This is a genomic window from Dactylosporangium sp. NPDC051541 (assembly GCF_044454505.1).
Lineage (GTDB): Bacteria > Actinomycetota > Actinomycetes > Mycobacteriales > Micromonosporaceae > Dactylosporangium.
The window spans coordinates 488,225-504,962 of sequence record NZ_JBITDU010000007.1 but is presented as its reverse complement, the minus strand read 5'-3'; the positions used below and the strand labels follow the sequence as shown (position 1 = coordinate 504,962).

Here is a 16,738-nt window from a genome sequence, read left to right as displayed (position 1 = left end):
CATCGTGACGGCGGCTTCGCGGTCTGTCAGTCACCGATCGGCCCGACTTCGGGGCTGATCGAGGGAGCCGCTGCGAGGTGTTCCAGGGCGCCCACCACCTTCAGAGGCAGGCGGGCCCGCGCGCTAACACCCCCGGCGCGGGGAATCCGGAAATGTCCGTCCAGGAGCATCGACAGTGCGCTGGCGGCCAGCGCCAGGGCCTCGTGTTGCGCCAGCATGGCCGCGGCGCCGAGCAGTTGCAGGAGGGTCTGGAGTCGCTTCATACCGGGGACAGAGGCGGCCCGCGGCGAAAGCTAACGGCCGATCGTGCTTTCCCGCACGACGAGCCGGTGCGGGGCGCGGAACTCCTGGCCGGGCAGCGGGGCCGGGCTCGCGATGCGCAGCAGGAGGCGCTCGACGGCGGTCGCGGCGATCATCTCCTTGTCCGGGGAGATGGTGCTGACCGGCGGGTTGGCGTAGGCGACGTCCTCGATGTCGTCGTAGCCGATGACGGCCACGTCCTCGGGGACCCGCAGGCCCCGCGACACCAGCACGTGGATGGCGCCGAGGGCCACCAGGTCGCTGTAGCAGAAGACGGCGTCCGGCGGCTCGGGGCGCTCCAGCAGCATCGTCATGGCCCGGGCGCCGTCGGCCCGGTTGAAGCGCGGGGTCGGGATGATCAGGTCCTCGTGTAAAGGAACCCCGCGCAGAGAATGGGCCAGGCGGAAGCCGCGGGTGCGCAGCTGCGCCGCCTCGCCGGTCGGGTAGGGCTGGTCGCCGATCGCGGCGATGCGGGTGCGACCGATATCGATCAGGTGCTCGGTGGCCTCGCGGGAGGCCGTCACGTCGTCGATGCCGACGTGGTCGAAGGTGCCCTGGCTGACCCGTTCGCCGAGGATGACCAGGGGCAGGCCGGGGTCGCGCTCGGCCAGGGCCTGCTGGTCGAGGCCGAGCGGGCTGAAGATGACGCCGTCGAAGAGCAGCCGGCTGCGGCCGTCCTTGATGAGCATCCGCTCGTGGTCGGGGTCGCCGTCGGTCTGGTCGACCAAGACGTTGTAGCCGCGGACCCGGGCGGCCCGGATGACACCTTGGAGCAGCTCGGCGAAGTAGGGCGTGTCCAGGTACGGCACCACGACCGCGATCTGCCCCGACCGGCCCTGCACGAGGTTGCGGGCGAGCAGGTTGGGCCGGTAGCCGAGCTCCTCGACGGCCTTGAGCACGCGGGCCCGGGTCCGTTCGGTGACGTTCGCGTAGCCGTTGACCACGTTCGACACGGTTCGGCTGGAGACGCCGGCCAGCTGTGCCACCTCGCGCAGCGTGACGGCCCGCCCCATCCAAACCATCCCCAACCCGATATAGACGCCCACGACTTTCCGGTGCATGCTGTTTTGCAGCGCTGCAAAAGCTAGCAGAGAGTTGGCCGACCGTGGTGTGCCAGCACCCCGGCCGGCCGATCTGACATCGCCATGTCCAGTGAGATGGAGGAATCAGTGCGAGCCAGAAGAAAAAGTCTAACCGCCATCGCGACCGTTGCCGCCCTGCTCCTGACCGGCTGCTCGTCGACAGCGAGTGAGAACGAGAGCGGGCCGGTGACGATCAAGGTGTGGGCGTGGTACCCGGCCTTCCAGCCCGTCGTGGACCTGTTCAACCGCACCCACAGCGACATCAAGATCGAGTGGACGAATGCGGGGACGGGGCAGGACCAGTACACCAAGCTGCAAACCGCTTTGAAGGCCGGCAAAGGCGCGCCGGACGTCGTCATGCTCGAGTTTCAGGAGATGCCGACGTTTCAGCTCACCAAGCACCTCGTCGACCTGAGCAAGTATGGCGCCAACGACATCAAGGGCAACTACGTCGACTGGGCCTGGAAGCAGGTCAGCAACGGCTCGGCGGTCTACTCGATCCCGGTCGACGCCGGGCCGATGGCGCTGCTGTACCGCACCGACGTCTTCGACCAGTACCAGCTCACGGTGCCCAAGACCTGGGCCGAGTTCAAGGAGCAGGGCCAGAAGCTCAAGGCCGCCGCGCCGGACAAGTTCATGACCGACTTCGGGGCCAACGACGGCGGCTTCATGACCGGGCTGATGTGGCAGGCCGGGGCCCAGCCGTACAAGTACGACATCACAAATCCGCAGGCCATCAATGTGAGCGTTAACAGCGCCCCGGCCAAGCAGGTCATGTCCTACTGGGAGGACATGGTCGACGGCGGCCTGGCCGACACGACCGCGTTCGCGACGACGGACTTCTACAACGGCCTGGGCAGCGCCAAGTACGCGACCTACATCGCGGCCGGCTGGGGGCCCGGCTACCTGGCCAGCGTGGCGAAGACGACCGCGGGCAAGTGGAAGGCGGCGCCGCTGCCGCAGTGGACGGCCGGCGCCGACGCGCAGGGCGACTGGGGCGGCTCCTCGTTCGCGGTGACCGACCAGACGAAGCATCCGCAGCAGGCCACGAAGGTCGCGATGGAGATCTTCGGGTCCAACAAGGACGCCTGGAAGATCGGCATCGACGAGGCGTTCCTGTTCCCGACGGCCACGCCGATCCTGCAGTGGGACTACTTCCAGACGAAGCAGTACGACTTCTTCGGCGGCCAGCAGGTCAACCAGGTGTTCGTCCCGGCCTACAACGGGATCAAGGAGTTCGGCTGGAGCCCGTTCAACAGCTACAACTTCAGCCAGCTCACGACCGCGGTCGGCCAGGCGGTGGAGAAGAAGGCGTCCTGGCCCGACGCCCTCAACACGGTGCAGACGAACGTGACGCAGTACGCCACCAGCCAAGGGTTCAAGGTCAGCCAGTGAGACGTGCAGTAACCGGCTGGGCTTTTGTGGCGCCCTTCGTCGTGCTGCTGGTGGTGTTCCTCCTGCTGCCGATGGCGTACGCCCTCAAGCTCAGCCTTTACCGCTCGACCCTGATCGAGGGCGAGGTCTTCGCCGGGTTCGCGAACTACCGCCAGGCGTTCGACGATCCGGAGTTTCGTTCGGGGGTACTGCGGGTGCTGCTCTTCGGCCTCGTGCAGACCCCGGTGATGATCGGTCTCGCGCTCATCCTGGCCCTGCTCGTCGACGCGGCCGGTTCGCGGCTGGCCCGCGCGCTGCGGCTGGCCGCGTTCGTGCCCTACGCCGTGCCGGTCGTCATCGGCACGCTGATGTGGGGCTTCCTGTACTCCCCCAATACGGGCCCGTTCCGGTTCACCGGCGTGGAGTTCCTCAGCAGCGGCACCGTCCTTTCGTCGCTGGGCAACCTCGTCACCTGGCAGTGGGCCGGCTACAACATGATCGTCCTGTATGCCGCGCTGCAGGGCATCCCGCGCGAGGTATACGAGTCGGCCCGCATCGACGGGGCCTCCGCGGTGCAGATCGCGCTGCGGATCAAGACGCCGATGATCTCCGCTGCCCTGGTGCTGTGCACGGTCTTCACCATCGTCGGCACGCTGCAGTTCTTCACGGAGCCGCTGATCCTGCAGCCGCTCAACCCGGGCGCCATCACCAACAGTTACACGCCGAACGTGTACGCGTACAACCAGGCCTTCTCCTATCAGCAATACAACTATTCGGCGGCGATCTCGTTCCTGCTCGGCGCCGTGGTGTTCGTGGGCTCCTACCTGTTTCTGTTCCTGACCCGCAGAAGGAGCGCGCTGCAATGAGACGGGCGGTCATGGCGCTGCTCACCGTCTATTTCCTGCTGCCGTTCTGGTGGCTGATCGTGGCGGCGACCAAGGACAACGACGGGCTGTTCGGATCCGAACCGCTGTGGTTCTCCGACGTCCATCTCGTGGACAATCTGCGGCTGCTGTTCACCCAGGACGACGGCATCTACCTGCGCTGGCTCGGCAATTCGGCGCTCTACGCGGTGGTCTGCGGTGCCGGCGCGACGGTCATCGCCGCGCTGGCCGGTTACGCGTTCGCGAAGCTGCCGTTCCCGGGCCGCAATGCGCTGTTCGGGCTGCTGCTCGGCCTCATCATGGTGCCGGGGACCGCCCTGGTGCTGCCGACCTACCTGCTCATGTCCCAGGCCGGGCTGATCGACACGATCTGGGCCGTCATCCTGCCGTCACTGCTCAATCCATTCGGGGTGTACCTCCTGAGGGTCTACGCCCACGACTCCGTCCCCGACGAGATGCTCGAGGCCGCCCGCATCGACGGCGCCGGGGAGCTGCGCGTGTTTCGCAGCATCGCGCTGCCGGCGATGCGCCCGGCGCTGGTCACGGTGCTGCTGTTCACCATGGTCGCGAGCTGGAACAACTTCTTCCTGCCCCTCGTCATGCTCAGCGACCAGAACCTCTACCCGTTGACGGTCGGCCTGCGCACCTGGTATCAGTCGGCGATCATCGGTAACGGCGGACCGGCCTTGTTCAACGTGATCGTCGTCGGCTCGCTGGTGGCGATCCTGCCGCTCATCGCGGCGTTCCTGCTGCTGCAACGGTACTGGCGCGGCGGCCTGACCATCGGAGCACTCAAATGAACCTGACCGCGCGCATCGTGCTGGACCCCGCGGCCGTCGTTGCTCCCGTCAACCGCCGGCTCTTCGGCACCTTCGTCGAGCACATGGGCCGCTGCGTCTACACCGGCATCTACGAGCCCGGGCACCCCCGCGCCGACGAGGACGGCTTCCGGGCCGACGTGCTCGCGCTGACCCGCGAGCTCGGCGTCACCACCGTGCGATACCCGGGCGGCAATTTCGTCTCCGGGTACCGGTGGGAGGACGGCATCGGGCCGCGTGAACTTCGGCCCCGGCGGCGGGACCTGGCCTGGCACAGCATCGAGCCCAACGAGGTCGGCATCGACGAGTTCGCGAAGTGGGCCGCGAAGGCCGACGTCGAGATCATGTACGCGGTGAACCTGGGGACCCGCGGCGTCCAGGAGGCTCTGGACGTGCACGAGTACTGCAACCAGCCGGCCGGGACGGCGCTGTCGGACCGGCGGCGGGCCAACGGGTCCGAGAAGCCGTACGGGATCTCGATGTGGTGCCTCGGCAACGAGCTCGACGGGTCGTGGCAGCTCGGGCACAAGAACGCCCGCGAATACGGCCGGCTCGCCGCGGCCACGGCCCGCGCGCTGCGGATGGCCGAGCCCGGGCTTGAACTGGTGGCGTGCGGCAGCTCCAGCTCGACGATGCCGACGTTCGGCTCCTGGGAGGCGACCGTCCTCGAGGAGACCTACGACCTCGTCGATTACGTCTCGTGCCACGCGTACTACGAGGAGTACCACGGCGATCTGGGCTCGTTCTTGGCTTGTGCCAACGACATGGACCATTTCATCGACAGTGTCGTGGCCACCGCGGACAGTGTCGGGGCCCGGCTGCGCAGCCGCAAGAAGATCCAGCTGTCGTTCGACGAGTGGAACGTCTGGTACCTCTCCCGCTTCCAGGGCGGCCCGCCGCCGACGGAGTGGCGGGTCGCGCCGCCGGTGATCGAGGACGAGTACAATGTCGCCGACGCCGTCGTGGTCGGCAACCTGCTCATCGCCCTGCTCCGGCACAGCGACCGGGTCACCGCCGCCTGCCAGGCCCAGCTGGTCAACGTCATCGCCCCGATCCGCACCGAGCCGGGCGGGCCGGCCTGGCGGCAGACGATCTTCCACCCGTTCGCCCGGACCGCCGCCCTCGCCCGCGGGGACGTGCTGCGGACCGCGGTCGACGGGCCCTCCTACGAGACCGACCGGTACGGGACGGCGGCGACCGTCGACGCCGTCGCCACCCACGACCCGGCCACCGGCGACCTGGTCCTGTTCGCCGTCAACCGGGACCAGACCCGCTCGGTCGAGCTCGCCGTCGACCTGCGCGCGTTCGGGGACACGGTGCGGCCGGCCGGGACGTGGACCCTCGCCGACGACGACCTGCGAGCGGTGAACACCGCCGCCGACCCCGACCGCGTCACGCTCCGCGCCGCCAACGCCGTCACCGTCGACGGCGACGTCGCCACGCTCGTGCTCCCCCCGGTGTCCTGGACCGCCGCCCGCTTCTCCGGCTGACGTGCCTAACGTGCCTGGTGCCCGGCCGCCACCCGCGGCCGGGTCAGCGCCTGGATCAGCTCGCCCAGGACCCGCCCGGCGTCGTCGTTGTCGACCTGGCAGGTCCCGGCGGCCTGATGCCCGCCCCCGCCGTACTCGAGCATGATCGAGCCGACGTCCGCCGGTGAGCTGCGGTCGACGATGGACTTGCCGACCGCGAACACCGTGTTCTGCTTGTCCCGGCCCCAGATGGCGTGGATCGACACCCGCACCTCCGGGAACAGCGCGTAGACCATGAACCGGTTGCCGGCGTAGATGACGTCCTCGCCGCGCAGGTCCACCACGACGACGTCGTCGTGGACGGTGCTGACCCGGCGCAGCTGGTCGATGAACGGCTCGGTGTGGGCGTGGAACAGCTCGGCGCGCTCCCGCACGTCCCGCATCGCCAGGATCTCGTCGACACTTTCCAGCTGGTGGCAGGCGTGGATGAGCTTCATCATCAGGTCGAAGTTGGAGGTCGTGAAGTGCCGGAACCGCCCCAGCCCGGTCCGGCTGTCCATCAGAAAATTCAGCAGCGTCCAGCCGGTCGGGTCGAGGATTTCTTCGATGGTGTACTGCGCCGAATCGGCCTTGTCGACCGCTTCCATGAGCTCCAGGGGCACATCGGTGAAGAACTCCGCCCCGCCGAACTCGTTGTAGATGACGCGCGCCGCCGACGGCGCCGAGGCGTCGATGATGTGATTGGCCTGGGGCCCGACGCGGACCGTCTCCGAATGATGGTGGTCAAACACCATGTGCGCCCCGGGAACGTAGGGCAAATTGGTGATGATGTCGTTTTCGGTGATCGTGACCTTGCCGTCCTGCATGTCCTTCGGATGCACGAAAACGATCTCGTCAATCATGTCAAGATGCTTCAGCAGCGTGGCACACACGAGCCCGTCGAAGTCACTGCGCGTCACAAGTCGATACTTCAACGGCCTCTCCCCTGCCTCGGTTCCCACCCCCCGATCGACCACCCACCCCCAAACCTGAGGCGAACCCCGGCCTGGTCCACTGGTCGGTGCCATGAGGATTCTGATCACCGGCATGTCCGGCACGGGCAAGTCGACAGCGCTGCTGTCCCTGGCCCGGCTCGGCTACCGCGTCGTGGACACCGACGACCCCGGCTGGCACGAGGACCGCGAGGGTGAGCGCCTCTGGTCCGAGGACCGCATGGACGCCCTGCTGGCCACCGGGGACGACCGCACACTGTTCGTGCAGGGCTGCGTGCGAAACCAGTCGAAGTTCTATCCCCGCTTCGACGCGGTCGTGCTCCTGAGCGCCCCCGCCGCCGTGATCCTCGACCGCGTGGCGACGAGGACGACGAACAACTACGGCAAGAGCGCCGCCGAACGCGCGATAATCCTGGACGACCTGGCCCACGTGGAGCCCCGGCTGCGGGCGACCTGCACGCACGAGCTGGACGCGAGCCGCCCCTTGCCCGAGGTCGTAGCCGCCTTGATCGCCATCGCGACCGGGCCCGGACGAGCGGCTCAGACGCTGCCGTAGGTGGCGTTCGGGCCCCAGTGCGGCATGGTCTTGGCGGTGTCGATCCGGTCGTGCTGGTCGTACTGGCCGTCGTCGTTGCTGTCGCGGTCCATCGTGTCGAGCCGGCCGTCGTTGTTCGTGTCGGTCTGGCGCAGCTCCGGGTGACCGTCGTGGTCGGCGTCGAGGCGCACCTCGTCGATGCGGCCGTCCTCGTTGTGGTCGTACTCCTTCTGGTCGATGGAGCCGTCGTGGTTGGTGTCGTACCCGGTCATGTCCATCTTGCCGTCGTTGTCCAGGTCGTACTGCCAGGCGTCGTCCTTGCCGTCGCCGTCGGTGTCCGCGCTGACCACGTCGACGCGCCCGTCGTGGTTGATGTCCTGCTCGTGGACCTCGGGGCCGTAGTGGTGCGGCGTGTACTGCTCGTCGATGTGGTCACTGGCGCCGGGATGCGTCTCGAAGGTGTGCGCGTGGTACGGGTCGTCCAGGTGGTCGGAGGTGAAGTCGTAGTCCGTCATGGCAGGCCTCCTTGTCGATACCGCCACACTACGAACCGTAGCCACCCGGGCGATTCCCGGATTCGTGCCGTCTTGCGGAACGCGATGGCACGCCGTCCCGGCTATGCGTCGTGTGCGGTTCGCGGTGGCCGTTGTGGTGATGGCCGGATCGTTGAGCGTGTTCGGGTGGCTGGCCTACCGCGGGTGGCCCGCCGCCGGGGCGTACCTGGCCGGCACGCTGCGGGATCGCCTGGCCGGCGCGACCGTGGAGTCGAGCGTCCCCCCGCCGGTGGCGGCGCAGTGGTCGCGGTTGGTCGGCCGCGCGGCCTGGGCATTGGGCGGGGTGGTGGTGGGGGTGGCGCTGCTGCCACGGCCCCGGCGGGCCCGGCGCCGCGCTGGCAGTCGGGCCGGTCCCGGGGTGTCGCGGTGCTCGTGACAGCATGCCCGGATGCGTGAGTCCGTCGCGGTCGTCCACGACCTCGTGTCCCGGCTGGCCCCGCACGACGAGCTCGGCGCCGAGCATCGCGCGTCCGCGCTGGCCTGGCTGGCGAGCACGGACGACGTGTTCCGCCGGGTCAAACCGGCGTCCCCGCCGCAGCACCTGGTGTCCTACGTGGTCCCGGTCGCCGCGGACGGCCGGGTCCTGCTCGTCGAGCACATCAACGCCGGGCGGTGGCTCCCGCCGGGCGGTCACGTCGAGGTCGACGAGGACCCGGCACTGACCGCACGGCGCGAGATCCACGAAGAGCTCGGTCTGGGCGACACGGGCCTGTCACCGTCGCCGATCCTCGTGACCATCACCCCCACCCTCGGGCCGGACCGCCACACCGACGTCAGCCTCTGGTACGTCCTGACCAGCACCGGCAACGAGCACCTACACCCCGACACCGACGAATTCCACGCCGTACGCTGGTGGACCCGCCACGAACTGACCGCCGCCGACCCGAACCACTTCGACCCCCACCTCTTCCGCTTCCTGGCCACCTTCGACCACGGCCGCCCACTCGACGCACCGCACCGGCGAACCGCTCCCGACCGACCCAGCAACAGCCCGGACGAGTGACCGGGAGATCGTCGCCTCATCTCCGACCCTGCTCCACACGACCAGCTCGCCGAGATCCTCGGCGGCATGGTGATCGCCGGTCAACGGGAAACGCCTCGCGCGACAGTGCTGCGCTACTATCGTGACCGACTCGACACGCTCGGCTAACGCGAGGGGCCAGCGATGCGCTTCCGTCGATCGGCTGGGGCGTCGGCCCCGGCGCTGGTGAACGCGCTCATCGGGCTGTTCCGCGCGGCAACCGTCCCGGACGGGATTCCGGGCTTCGTGCCGGCGGCGCGCGACCGGCGGGAGGCCGTGACGGCCGCGCGGGTGGCGTTCGAGGAGCTCACCGCCGGCCATCCCGATCCCTACGCGACCTTCATCCCGTTGCAGTACGCCGCGTACCTCAGCAAGTTCGACCAGCGGGCGGCCCGGGAGGTCCTCACCGCGGTGATCGAGCGGGGCGCCGAGCCGGTGGCGGCGCACGCCGCGGTTCGGCTCGGGGAGGCACTCGCGGAGCAGGGGGACTACGCGAACGCCGAGGTCGTCTACGAGCACGTCGTCGCCACCGCCGGGGACGCGGCTGCGCTGGCTCGGGCCTGGTTTCGGCTCGGGGCGATCCGGCTGGCCTCGGACCGGGTCACGGAGGGGGCCGCGGCCTACGCCGAGGCGGCGGCGCTCGGGGTGGCGCCGTACTCGTGGATGGGGCGGCTCAACCAGGCGGGGGCGCTGCTGGCCGGCGGGGACGCCGACGGGGCCCGGGCCGCGTACGTGCTCGCGGCCGAGTTGCCGGAGCCGCACGCCCGGGACGCGGCCGCGGAGGGCATCGCGCGGATCGACGGGGCCGGCGTCGAGGAGCGGGCCGTGTGGGTCGCGCAGCGGCTCGTCGCAGCGCCGGACTGGTATCACACCCTCGAAGTCCTCGAAGGGCACCTCGACCTCATTCCGGCCCTGATCGACTTCTTCGAGCAGCCGCCGGAGCTCCCTGAGGGGCCGCAGTATCTGCGGCTGCTGCGCCGGGCCGCGGAGGCCGGCGTCGCCGCGGCCGTCGCCGACACGCTGTCGCTCGGCGAAGACGACAGCGTGCCGGTGTCGCTGCGGCTGCTCGTGCTGCGGATGGAGAGTGTCCGGGGGCGGCTGGCCGTCGACGCGACCGACCCGGCGGCCGTCGCCGAGGCACGTGCGGCCGGGGCGGCCGTCGCGGACGCCGTCGCGGCGGGCGAGGACTGGGACGCACTGCCGGCCCGGCTGGTGCTCGACATCCGGGGCACGCTCGCCAACCACGCGTCGGCCCTCGTCGACATGACGCTCGATCCGGAGCTGCTCGAGCTCGCGGCCGGCCTGCTGCGCTCATTGCCCGACCTGGCCGCACGAGCCGGCGCCGACGCCGCATCGCTGCGGGGCAAGGTGGCCGAGAAGCTCCGGGCGTTGGCCGTGCTGCGGCCCTTCGCGCTGGTCAACACGTTCGCCGACGCCTACAACGACGGGCGGGCGGCGGCGGTGCTGCAGCGATACCCGCAGCTGCTCGGGGACGAACTGCTCGCCGACGACGGGCTGCGGGCGGTCGCCGAGGGGGACGGCGACAACGTGGCCCTGCGCATCCGGCAGGGGCTGCGAATCCTGCGGGCCGGCCGGGAGTTCGGGGCCGAGGCGGTCCTCTTCGCGACCGGGGACGAAGGCGGGGAGCTGTTCCTCGCCGTCCTCATCGCGGCCAGCGGCACGGCGCCGGAGCTGCGGGCCGCGATCCACGCCGACCCGCGGCTGCTCAGCGACGAGACGGACCTGGTGCTCGCGGTGCGGCTGGCCGTCGAGGAAGACCTGCCGGGCAGCGTGGAGGAGGTGCGGCAGGTCCTGCGGCGGTGCCGGGAGATCGGCATCGACCGGACCTTCGACGAGGAGGTCGGGCCCGGGCAGGTCGACGACCTCCTGGACGTCCACGCCCGCGCGTCCGACGCCCTGCAGCTCGTGGAGGACGCCCCCGACAGCGCCACGGCCGCCCGGGTGTTCTGGGCCCACCGCGACGTCCTCCTGCACGACGGCTTCTTCGCCCTGATCGAAGCACAGCTCGAAGCACAGCTCGAGGCGCAGGCCGAGGCGCAGCTCGAGGCGCAGAACGAGCTGCAGGGGCTGTACCTGACCCTGCACACCATGCGCACGCTCGGCGCGACCGAGGAGATCGTCGCGGAGGTGGTCGCCGATCCGGGCGTCTACCACCCGCTGATGGAGGCCATGCTGCTGACCGCCGGGCTGGAGGGCGCCGGTCCGGAGGCGCTGGACGAGGCCGGCCGGGCCTGGGCCGCGGCGCAGGCCACCCCGATGTTCGGGCCCGGGCGCACGCGGCCGGAGCCGGTCGAGCTGAGCCGGGCCGCGTGGCTCATCGAGCGGCACAAGGTGACCGGCGCGGCCGGGGACATCGACACCGCCGTCGAGCTCATGGAGGCGGGCGCGAACCACGGCGACCCGCACGGCTCACTGGCCGCCGCCTGGCCCCGCGGGCTCGCCGAGGCGCTGCTGGCCCGCTTCGACAGCCGCGGCCGGGCGGACGACATCGACCGGGTCGTGGCGCTGCTGGAGCGGGCCGAGGCCGACCCGCAGCCGTCGCTGGACAAGTGGAGCACCCTGGCCGGCGCGCTGGTCCGCCGGTTCAAGCGGTTCGGCGACCGCGCCGACGTGGACCGGGCCGTGGCCACCGCCGAGCGGCACCTGGCGCAGGAGGACGCGGCGAATCCGGAGGGCCGCAACACGCTCGCCGTCGCCCTCAGCGCCCGCTATCAGGCCACCGGGCGCCTCGACGACCTGGACCGCGCCATCGCGATCAACGCGGCGCTGATCGACGCGCCGGACGACAGCCCGGGCTGGTCGGCCTACCTCGCCAACTACGGCGTCGACCGGACGATCCGCTACCTGCGCCTCCACACCCCCGACGACCTCGACCGAGCGGTTGACGCGCTGCGGCGGGCCGCCGAGTGGCCGGCGACACAGGTGGCGGAGCGGTCCCGGCACCGCTCGCAGCTCGGCAACGCCCTGCTCATCCGGGCCCGGGACGCCGACTCGGCGGCCGACCTGCGCGATGCTCTGGCCCAGCACGAAGCCGCGCTCGCCGCCACTCCGGCGGACGCGGCCGAGTACCCGAACCGGCTCAACAATCTCGGCAATGCCCAGCTGCAGCAGTACTACGGCGACAAGGCGATCGACACGCTCCAGGCGGCCATCGGCTCGTTCGAGCGGGCGGTGCGGGCGAGCGCGGCCGACGCCCCCGGCTACGCGTGGCGGGCCGGCAACCTCGCCGCCGCCCTCGCCGAACGGCACCGGCGGCGGGGCGATCGGGCCGATCTGGATCGGGCGGGTCGGCTGTACCGGCACGCGGTCCGGACCAACCTGGACACCCGCCCCGAGGCCGCCCTGACGCTGGCCCGGGCCTGGGGCGACGACGCGGCCGGCCGGGGCGAGTGGGCGGCGGCGGCCGAGGCCTACGCGGCCGGTGTCGAGGCGGTGCAGCGCCTGCTCGAGACCCAGGTGCTGCGCGACGACTACGCGGTCTGGCTGCACGCCGCGGACCGGGTGTTCACCGACGCCGCCGAGGCCGCCGCCCGCACCGGCCGGCCGATGGATGCCGCCCTGGCCCTGGAGCGGGGCCGGGCCCTGGTGCTGGCCGAGACCCTGCAGCGGGACCGGGCCGTGCTCGACGGCTTCGCCGACAGCGCCCTCGCGCCGCTGCGGGACCGCTTCGCCGCGGCCGCGGACCGGCTGCGCACGCTGCGGCACGCCCCGGCCGACGACGGGCTGGCCGAGTCGGCGCTGCGCACCGCACACACCGAGCTGCGGGCCGTCACCGCCGAGATCCGCCGCCGGCCCGGTCACGCCGGGTTCCTGCGCCTGCCGGAGGCGGCCGATCTGGCCGCGGCCGCGGTGCCGCTGGTCTACCTGGCCGCCGGCCCCCGCGGCGGGCTCGCCGTCGTCGTCACCGGCGGCCGGGCCGAGACCGTCGAGCTGCCCGAGCTGACCCGGGCCGGGCTCGACGCGCGCGTCCGGGACCACTTCGCCGCCTACGCGGACCGGGCCCGCGACCGCGACGGCTGGGCGGCCGCCCTCGACGACACCTGCCGCTGGCTGTGGGGCGCGGTCATGGGGCCGGTCGTCGGCGTCGTGCGCGGCGGACCGGCGACGCTGGTCGCGGCCGGCTGGCTGGGCTTCCTGCCGCTGCACGCGGCGTGGCGGCCGGACGGTGCCGGCGGCCGGCGATACGCGCTGGACGACCTGCGGATCTCGTTCGCGCCCAGTGCCCGGGTGCTGAGCCACGTCGCCGCCCCGGCCGCCGCGGAGCGGGTGCTCGTCGTGCGGGCCGGGGCCGACCTGCCCGACACCGCGGCCGAGACCGCCGCCGTCCGCGGTGCCTTCGCGGCCGGCACGGTGCTGACCGACGTGGACGACGGCGCCGTCCTGGCCGCGCTGCGCGACCACGACGTCGTGCACTTCGCGTGCCACGGCGTCGCCGAGCCGGCCGCACCGCTGGACAGCGCGCTGATCCTGGCCGGCGGGGCCCGGCTGACCATGCGGCGGCTGCTGGCCGAGCCGCACGTCGCCCGCCGCCTCGCCGTCCTGTCGGCCTGCGAAACCGCCGTGCCGGGCCGCGACCTGCCGGACGAGGTCGTCGGCCTGCCCGGGGCGCTGCTGCAGGCCGGGGTGGCCGGGGTGGTCGCGTCGCTGTGGGCGGTCCCCGACCGGGCGACGATGCTGCTGATCCGCCGGTTCTACGAAGGCTGGCGGCAGGAGGGGCTCAGCCCGGGGGTGGCGCTGGGCCGGGCCCAGGCGTGGCTGCGCGACGCCAGCAACGGCGACGTCCACGCCCGCTTCCCCGACCTGCCGGCCCCGCACGGCGCCCGGGCGTACGCCATCTGGGCGGCGGCCCGCCCGTACGCGCACCCCTATCATTGGGCATCGTTCACCCACGTCGGCGTGTGAGCGGGAGACGGTGTCATGGACGACGAGATGATCGAGATCGCCCGGCGGATCCGCCCCTACCTCACCGACCTGGTCGGCCCGGGCCGGGCACCGCAGATCGACGCGCGGCTGGCCGCGATCCTGGCCGGCCGCGCCGACGAGGACGTGGAGCGGGTGCTGCTGGCCGATCCGGCGCTGCTCACCTGGGCCGCGGCCACCCTCGGCGACCCCCGGCTGCGGCCACCGGCGCTGCAGGGCGTCCAGGAGCGCGGCGTCGATCTCGGGCTGGGCGACGGCGAGACGGTCGACGCTGAGCGCTTCGACTGCCCGCAGGGTGACTACGTCTGGTACCGGCCCTCGGTCGTGTACGCGGTGCCGCGGTGCCCGACCCACGACGTCGCGCTGGTGATCGTGTAGCGATGGACAAGTTCTGGGACGCGCTCGGTGGCAAGCTGGCCGAGCGGTGGCTGTCGGTGGCGGTGCCGGCCCTGGTGTTCTGGCTCGGCGGCCTCACCGTCTGGGCGGCCGGGCGGGGCTGGTTCGGGGCGCTGCGCCGGCCCCTCGCCGCCGTCGCCACGCTGCCGGTCGGGGCCCAGCTCCTCGGGGTCGGCGCGCTGCTGCTGGCGGTCGCCGCGTCCGGGTGGGTGGTCAACCAGGCCGTCGCACCGGCCCTGCGCCTGGCCCAGGGCTACGGCCCGCTGTGGCGGCCGTGGCGGGACCGGCTCGCGCGGCGCTTCGCGCGCCGGTTCGACGCGCTCGGCACCGAGTTCGCCGCGCTCGCACCGGTGATCGCCGGCGGCGGGGCGAGCGCCGATCAGCGGCAGCGGTACACCCGGATCACGCACGAGCAGCGCCTGCTGCCCGGCCCGGGCCGCTTCCTGCCCACCCGGGTCGGCAACATCCTGCGGGCGGCGGAGAGCCATCCGGTGGACCGCTACGGCTTGGACGTCGTGACCGTCTGGCCGCACCTGTGGCTGCTGCTGCCGGAGCTGGTGCGGGCCGAGCTGGTCGTCGCCCGGGCGGGTGTCAACGCCGCGGCGGCCGCGGGCCTCTGGGGTGTGCTGTTCGCCGCCTTCACCCCGTGGTCGTGGTGGGCCCTGCCGATCGGCCTCGGTGTCGCCGCGGCGTGCTGGTTCGTCTGGCTGCCGGCCCGGGCCGAGGGCTACAGCGCCCTCGTCCAGGCCACCGTCGACCTGCACCGCGGCGAGCTCTACGCGAAGCTGCGCTGGCCGGTCCCGGAGAATCCGGCCGACGAACGCCTCAAGGGCCGCCGCCTCAGCACCTACCTGGCCCGCGGCCTCAGTGGCACGACGCCGACCTTCCACCCGTGAGCGTTCGCGGGCGTTGCCGGTCCTGACTACGCTGGTCCGGTGACTCGACGTGTTCTGGCCGTGTGCTCGCTCCTGGTCGTGGCGGTCGCGGCCGCCGGCTGCGGCGGGCCGCAGCGCCCCTCCAAGCCGCCCGCGCACCGAACCACGCCACCGGCCAAGTCGCCGGTCGCGCGCCCCACCGCGGGCCCGCCGGTCGCGTTCGGTCAGTCCACCCGCCTGCTCGACACCGTCAGCACGACCGTCTACGACTTCCGCCTGCCCAGCGTGACCGGCGGCCCCAACCCGGGCCCGGCCGGCTACACCTGGGCCTCCGCGGACGTGCAGGTGTGCACGCTCGACGGGGCGAAGCAGAACGTCACCGTCGACTGGAAGACCTGGGGCCTGCACTACGCGGACAATTCGGTGGCCGCGGCCGCGGAGGCCAACAACGACGCGTTCCCCCGTCCGGAGTACCCGTTCACCTCCCGCTCGCTGCCCGCGGGCAGCTGCGTGCGGGGCTGGATCACCTTCTCGGCCCCGGCCGACCGGCGCCCGGCGACCGTCGACTACACCCCGCACGGCGCCGTGGCCAGCTGGATCGTCCCGGCCGCGGCCGCGGCACCGTCCGCCTCCTGACCCCGCCGCCGCTCAGACGCCCGGCACCGCCACGTCGACGGCCAGGACCTGGCCGCTGCCCGGCTCCACCATTTCGGCCGCGGTCATGCCTTGCCACCTGGCGGCCGTGATGTAGAGCGTGGTACCCCCGAGGGCGCAGGCGAAGGCGCCCCGGTCCAGCTCCACGGTCTGGCGCACGGCACCGCCTTCGGCGACGCGGACGCAGTGGCGGTGGGGGACGTCGGCGTACCAGACCGCGCCCTCGGCGTCGACGCAGATCCCGTCGGGCACGCCGGTGCCGAGGTCGGCCCACACGCGCCGGTTCGTCAGCGCGCCGTCGGCGGCGATGTCGAACGCGAGGAGGTGGTGGCGGTAGGAGTCGGCCACGATCAGGGTACGGTCGTCGGGCGTCACCTGCATGCCGTTGGGGAAGGCGATGTCGTCGGCGACTGGACGTACCAAACCATCGGCTCTGGCTTGAACAATGGCGCCCGGAGCGAACTCCTCGCCGGCCGTCGGGTCGAAGCCGGCCCCGTTGATGTAGACGTTGCCGCGGCCGTCGGCGGCGATGTCGTTCCAGCCGGGCCGGCCCAGGTCGATGTGGGTGGCCAGGGTGCCGTCGGGCTCCCGGCGCAGCAGCCGGCCCCGGGGTGAGTCGACGATGACGAGGCGGTCGCCGGGCAGCCAGGCGATGCACAGCGGCAGCGAGGCGACCCGGGCGATCACCTCGGCGGCGCCGTCCGCGGTCACGGCGAGGACCTCGCCGGCCGACCAGTCCGAGCAGTAGAGCCGGCCGTCATGCCAGCGGGGCGATTCCAGGAGGCCGCGGCCGTCCAGCAGCGTACGCACGTCATGCAGCATCACACGCCCTACACGAACACC

The 16,738-nt window shown here is 71.9% G+C and carries 16 protein-coding genes; 11 read left to right on the top strand and 5 right to left on the bottom strand.

Annotated elements, in window-relative coordinates; genetic code table 11:
• Positions 1-26: 26 nt before the first annotated feature.
• Both ACIA8L_RS31460 and ACIA8L_RS31455 read right to left on the bottom strand, forming a co-directional pair.
• Positions 27-263, bottom strand: coding sequence for a hypothetical protein (locus ACIA8L_RS31460; protein WP_395910209.1), 237 nt, complete (start codon positions 261-263; stop codon positions 27-29).
• 30 nt (positions 264-293) lie between these two features.
• On the bottom strand, positions 294-1,313 hold the full coding sequence (locus tag ACIA8L_RS31455; RefSeq protein WP_395910208.1) for a LacI family DNA-binding transcriptional regulator: 1,020 nt from the start codon (positions 1,311-1,313) through the stop codon (positions 294-296).
• Positions 1,314-1,568: 255 nt separating this feature from the next.
• Between ACIA8L_RS31455 and ACIA8L_RS31450 the strand changes: the two genes are divergently transcribed.
• From ACIA8L_RS31450 to ACIA8L_RS31435, 4 genes are read left to right on the top strand one after another with little or no spacing between them, the layout of a single operon-like run.
• A complete protein-coding gene (locus tag ACIA8L_RS31450) occupies positions 1,569-2,777 on the top strand; it encodes an ABC transporter substrate-binding protein (RefSeq protein WP_395910207.1) in 1,209 nt (402 codons plus the stop codon).
• Complete coding sequence (locus tag ACIA8L_RS31445; RefSeq protein WP_395910206.1) at positions 2,774-3,622, top strand: carbohydrate ABC transporter permease; 849 nt, start codon at positions 2,774-2,776, stop codon at positions 3,620-3,622. Before ACIA8L_RS31450 ends, ACIA8L_RS31445 begins: the two co-directional genes overlap by 4 nt.
• On the top strand, positions 3,619-4,440 hold the full coding sequence (locus tag ACIA8L_RS31440) for a carbohydrate ABC transporter permease (protein WP_395910205.1): 822 nt from the start codon (positions 3,619-3,621) through the stop codon (positions 4,438-4,440). Before ACIA8L_RS31445 ends, ACIA8L_RS31440 begins: the two co-directional genes overlap by 4 nt.
• A complete protein-coding gene (locus tag ACIA8L_RS31435) occupies positions 4,437-5,948 on the top strand; it encodes an alpha-N-arabinofuranosidase (protein ID WP_395910204.1) in 1,512 nt (503 codons plus the stop codon). Before ACIA8L_RS31440 ends, ACIA8L_RS31435 begins: the two co-directional genes overlap by 4 nt.
• A gap of 5 nt (positions 5,949-5,953) precedes the next feature.
• Here ACIA8L_RS31435 and ACIA8L_RS31430 read toward each other — a convergent pair whose 3' ends face one another.
• Positions 5,954-6,829, bottom strand: a complete 876-nt coding sequence (locus tag ACIA8L_RS31430; protein ID WP_395910203.1) for an exopolyphosphatase — start codon at positions 6,827-6,829, stop codon at positions 5,954-5,956.
• 163 nt (positions 6,830-6,992) lie between these two features.
• Between ACIA8L_RS31430 and ACIA8L_RS31425 the strand changes: the two genes are divergently transcribed.
• Positions 6,993-7,475 carry an AAA family ATPase gene (locus ACIA8L_RS31425; protein ID WP_395910202.1) on the top strand — a complete coding sequence of 161 codons (483 nt, stop codon included), beginning with the start codon at positions 6,993-6,995 and terminating at the stop codon, positions 7,473-7,475.
• Here the strand turns inward: ACIA8L_RS31425 and ACIA8L_RS31420 are convergent.
• Complete coding sequence (locus tag ACIA8L_RS31420) at positions 7,460-7,969, bottom strand: hypothetical protein (RefSeq protein WP_395910201.1); 510 nt, start codon at positions 7,967-7,969, stop codon at positions 7,460-7,462. The two genes, ACIA8L_RS31425 and ACIA8L_RS31420, sit on opposite strands and share 16 nt — an antisense overlap.
• A gap of 103 nt (positions 7,970-8,072) precedes the next feature.
• Here ACIA8L_RS31420 and ACIA8L_RS31415 point away from each other — a divergent pair, with 103 nt between their 5' ends.
• The 6 genes from ACIA8L_RS31415 (at position 8,073) to ACIA8L_RS31390 (ending at position 15,877) form a co-directional block, all read left to right on the top strand.
• Entirely contained in the window at positions 8,073-8,384 is a 312-nt protein-coding gene (locus tag ACIA8L_RS31415; RefSeq protein ID WP_395910200.1) for a hypothetical protein, read from the top strand.
• Between the two features lie 12 nt (positions 8,385-8,396).
• Positions 8,397-9,011, top strand: a complete 615-nt coding sequence (locus ACIA8L_RS31410) for an NUDIX domain-containing protein (RefSeq protein ID WP_395910199.1) — start codon at positions 8,397-8,399, stop codon at positions 9,009-9,011.
• 162 nt (positions 9,012-9,173) lie between these two features.
• The gene (locus tag ACIA8L_RS31405) at positions 9,174-13,952 is read left to right on the top strand and encodes a CHAT domain-containing protein (protein ID WP_395910198.1); all 4,779 of its coding nucleotides are present in this window, start codon (positions 9,174-9,176) and stop codon (positions 13,950-13,952) included.
• Positions 13,953-13,967: 15 nt separating this feature from the next.
• Entirely contained in the window at positions 13,968-14,348 is a 381-nt protein-coding gene (locus ACIA8L_RS31400) for a hypothetical protein (RefSeq protein ID WP_395910197.1), read from the top strand.
• 2 nt (positions 14,349-14,350) lie between these two features.
• Positions 14,351-15,262 carry a hypothetical protein gene (locus ACIA8L_RS31395; RefSeq protein ID WP_395910196.1) on the top strand — a complete coding sequence of 304 codons (912 nt, stop codon included), beginning with the start codon at positions 14,351-14,353 and terminating at the stop codon, positions 15,260-15,262.
• A 39-nt stretch (positions 15,263-15,301) separates the two neighbouring features.
• Positions 15,302-15,877: a hypothetical protein gene (locus ACIA8L_RS31390; protein WP_395910195.1), complete on the top strand. Its 576-nt coding sequence runs from the start codon at positions 15,302-15,304 to the stop codon at positions 15,875-15,877.
• Between the two features lie 12 nt (positions 15,878-15,889).
• On the opposite strand, the gene ACIA8L_RS31385 is transcribed toward ACIA8L_RS31390, so the two are convergent.
• Positions 15,890-16,705: an SMP-30/gluconolactonase/LRE family protein gene (locus tag ACIA8L_RS31385; protein ID WP_395910194.1), complete on the bottom strand. Its 816-nt coding sequence runs from the start codon at positions 16,703-16,705 to the stop codon at positions 15,890-15,892.
• Positions 16,706-16,738 lie beyond the last annotated feature (33 nt).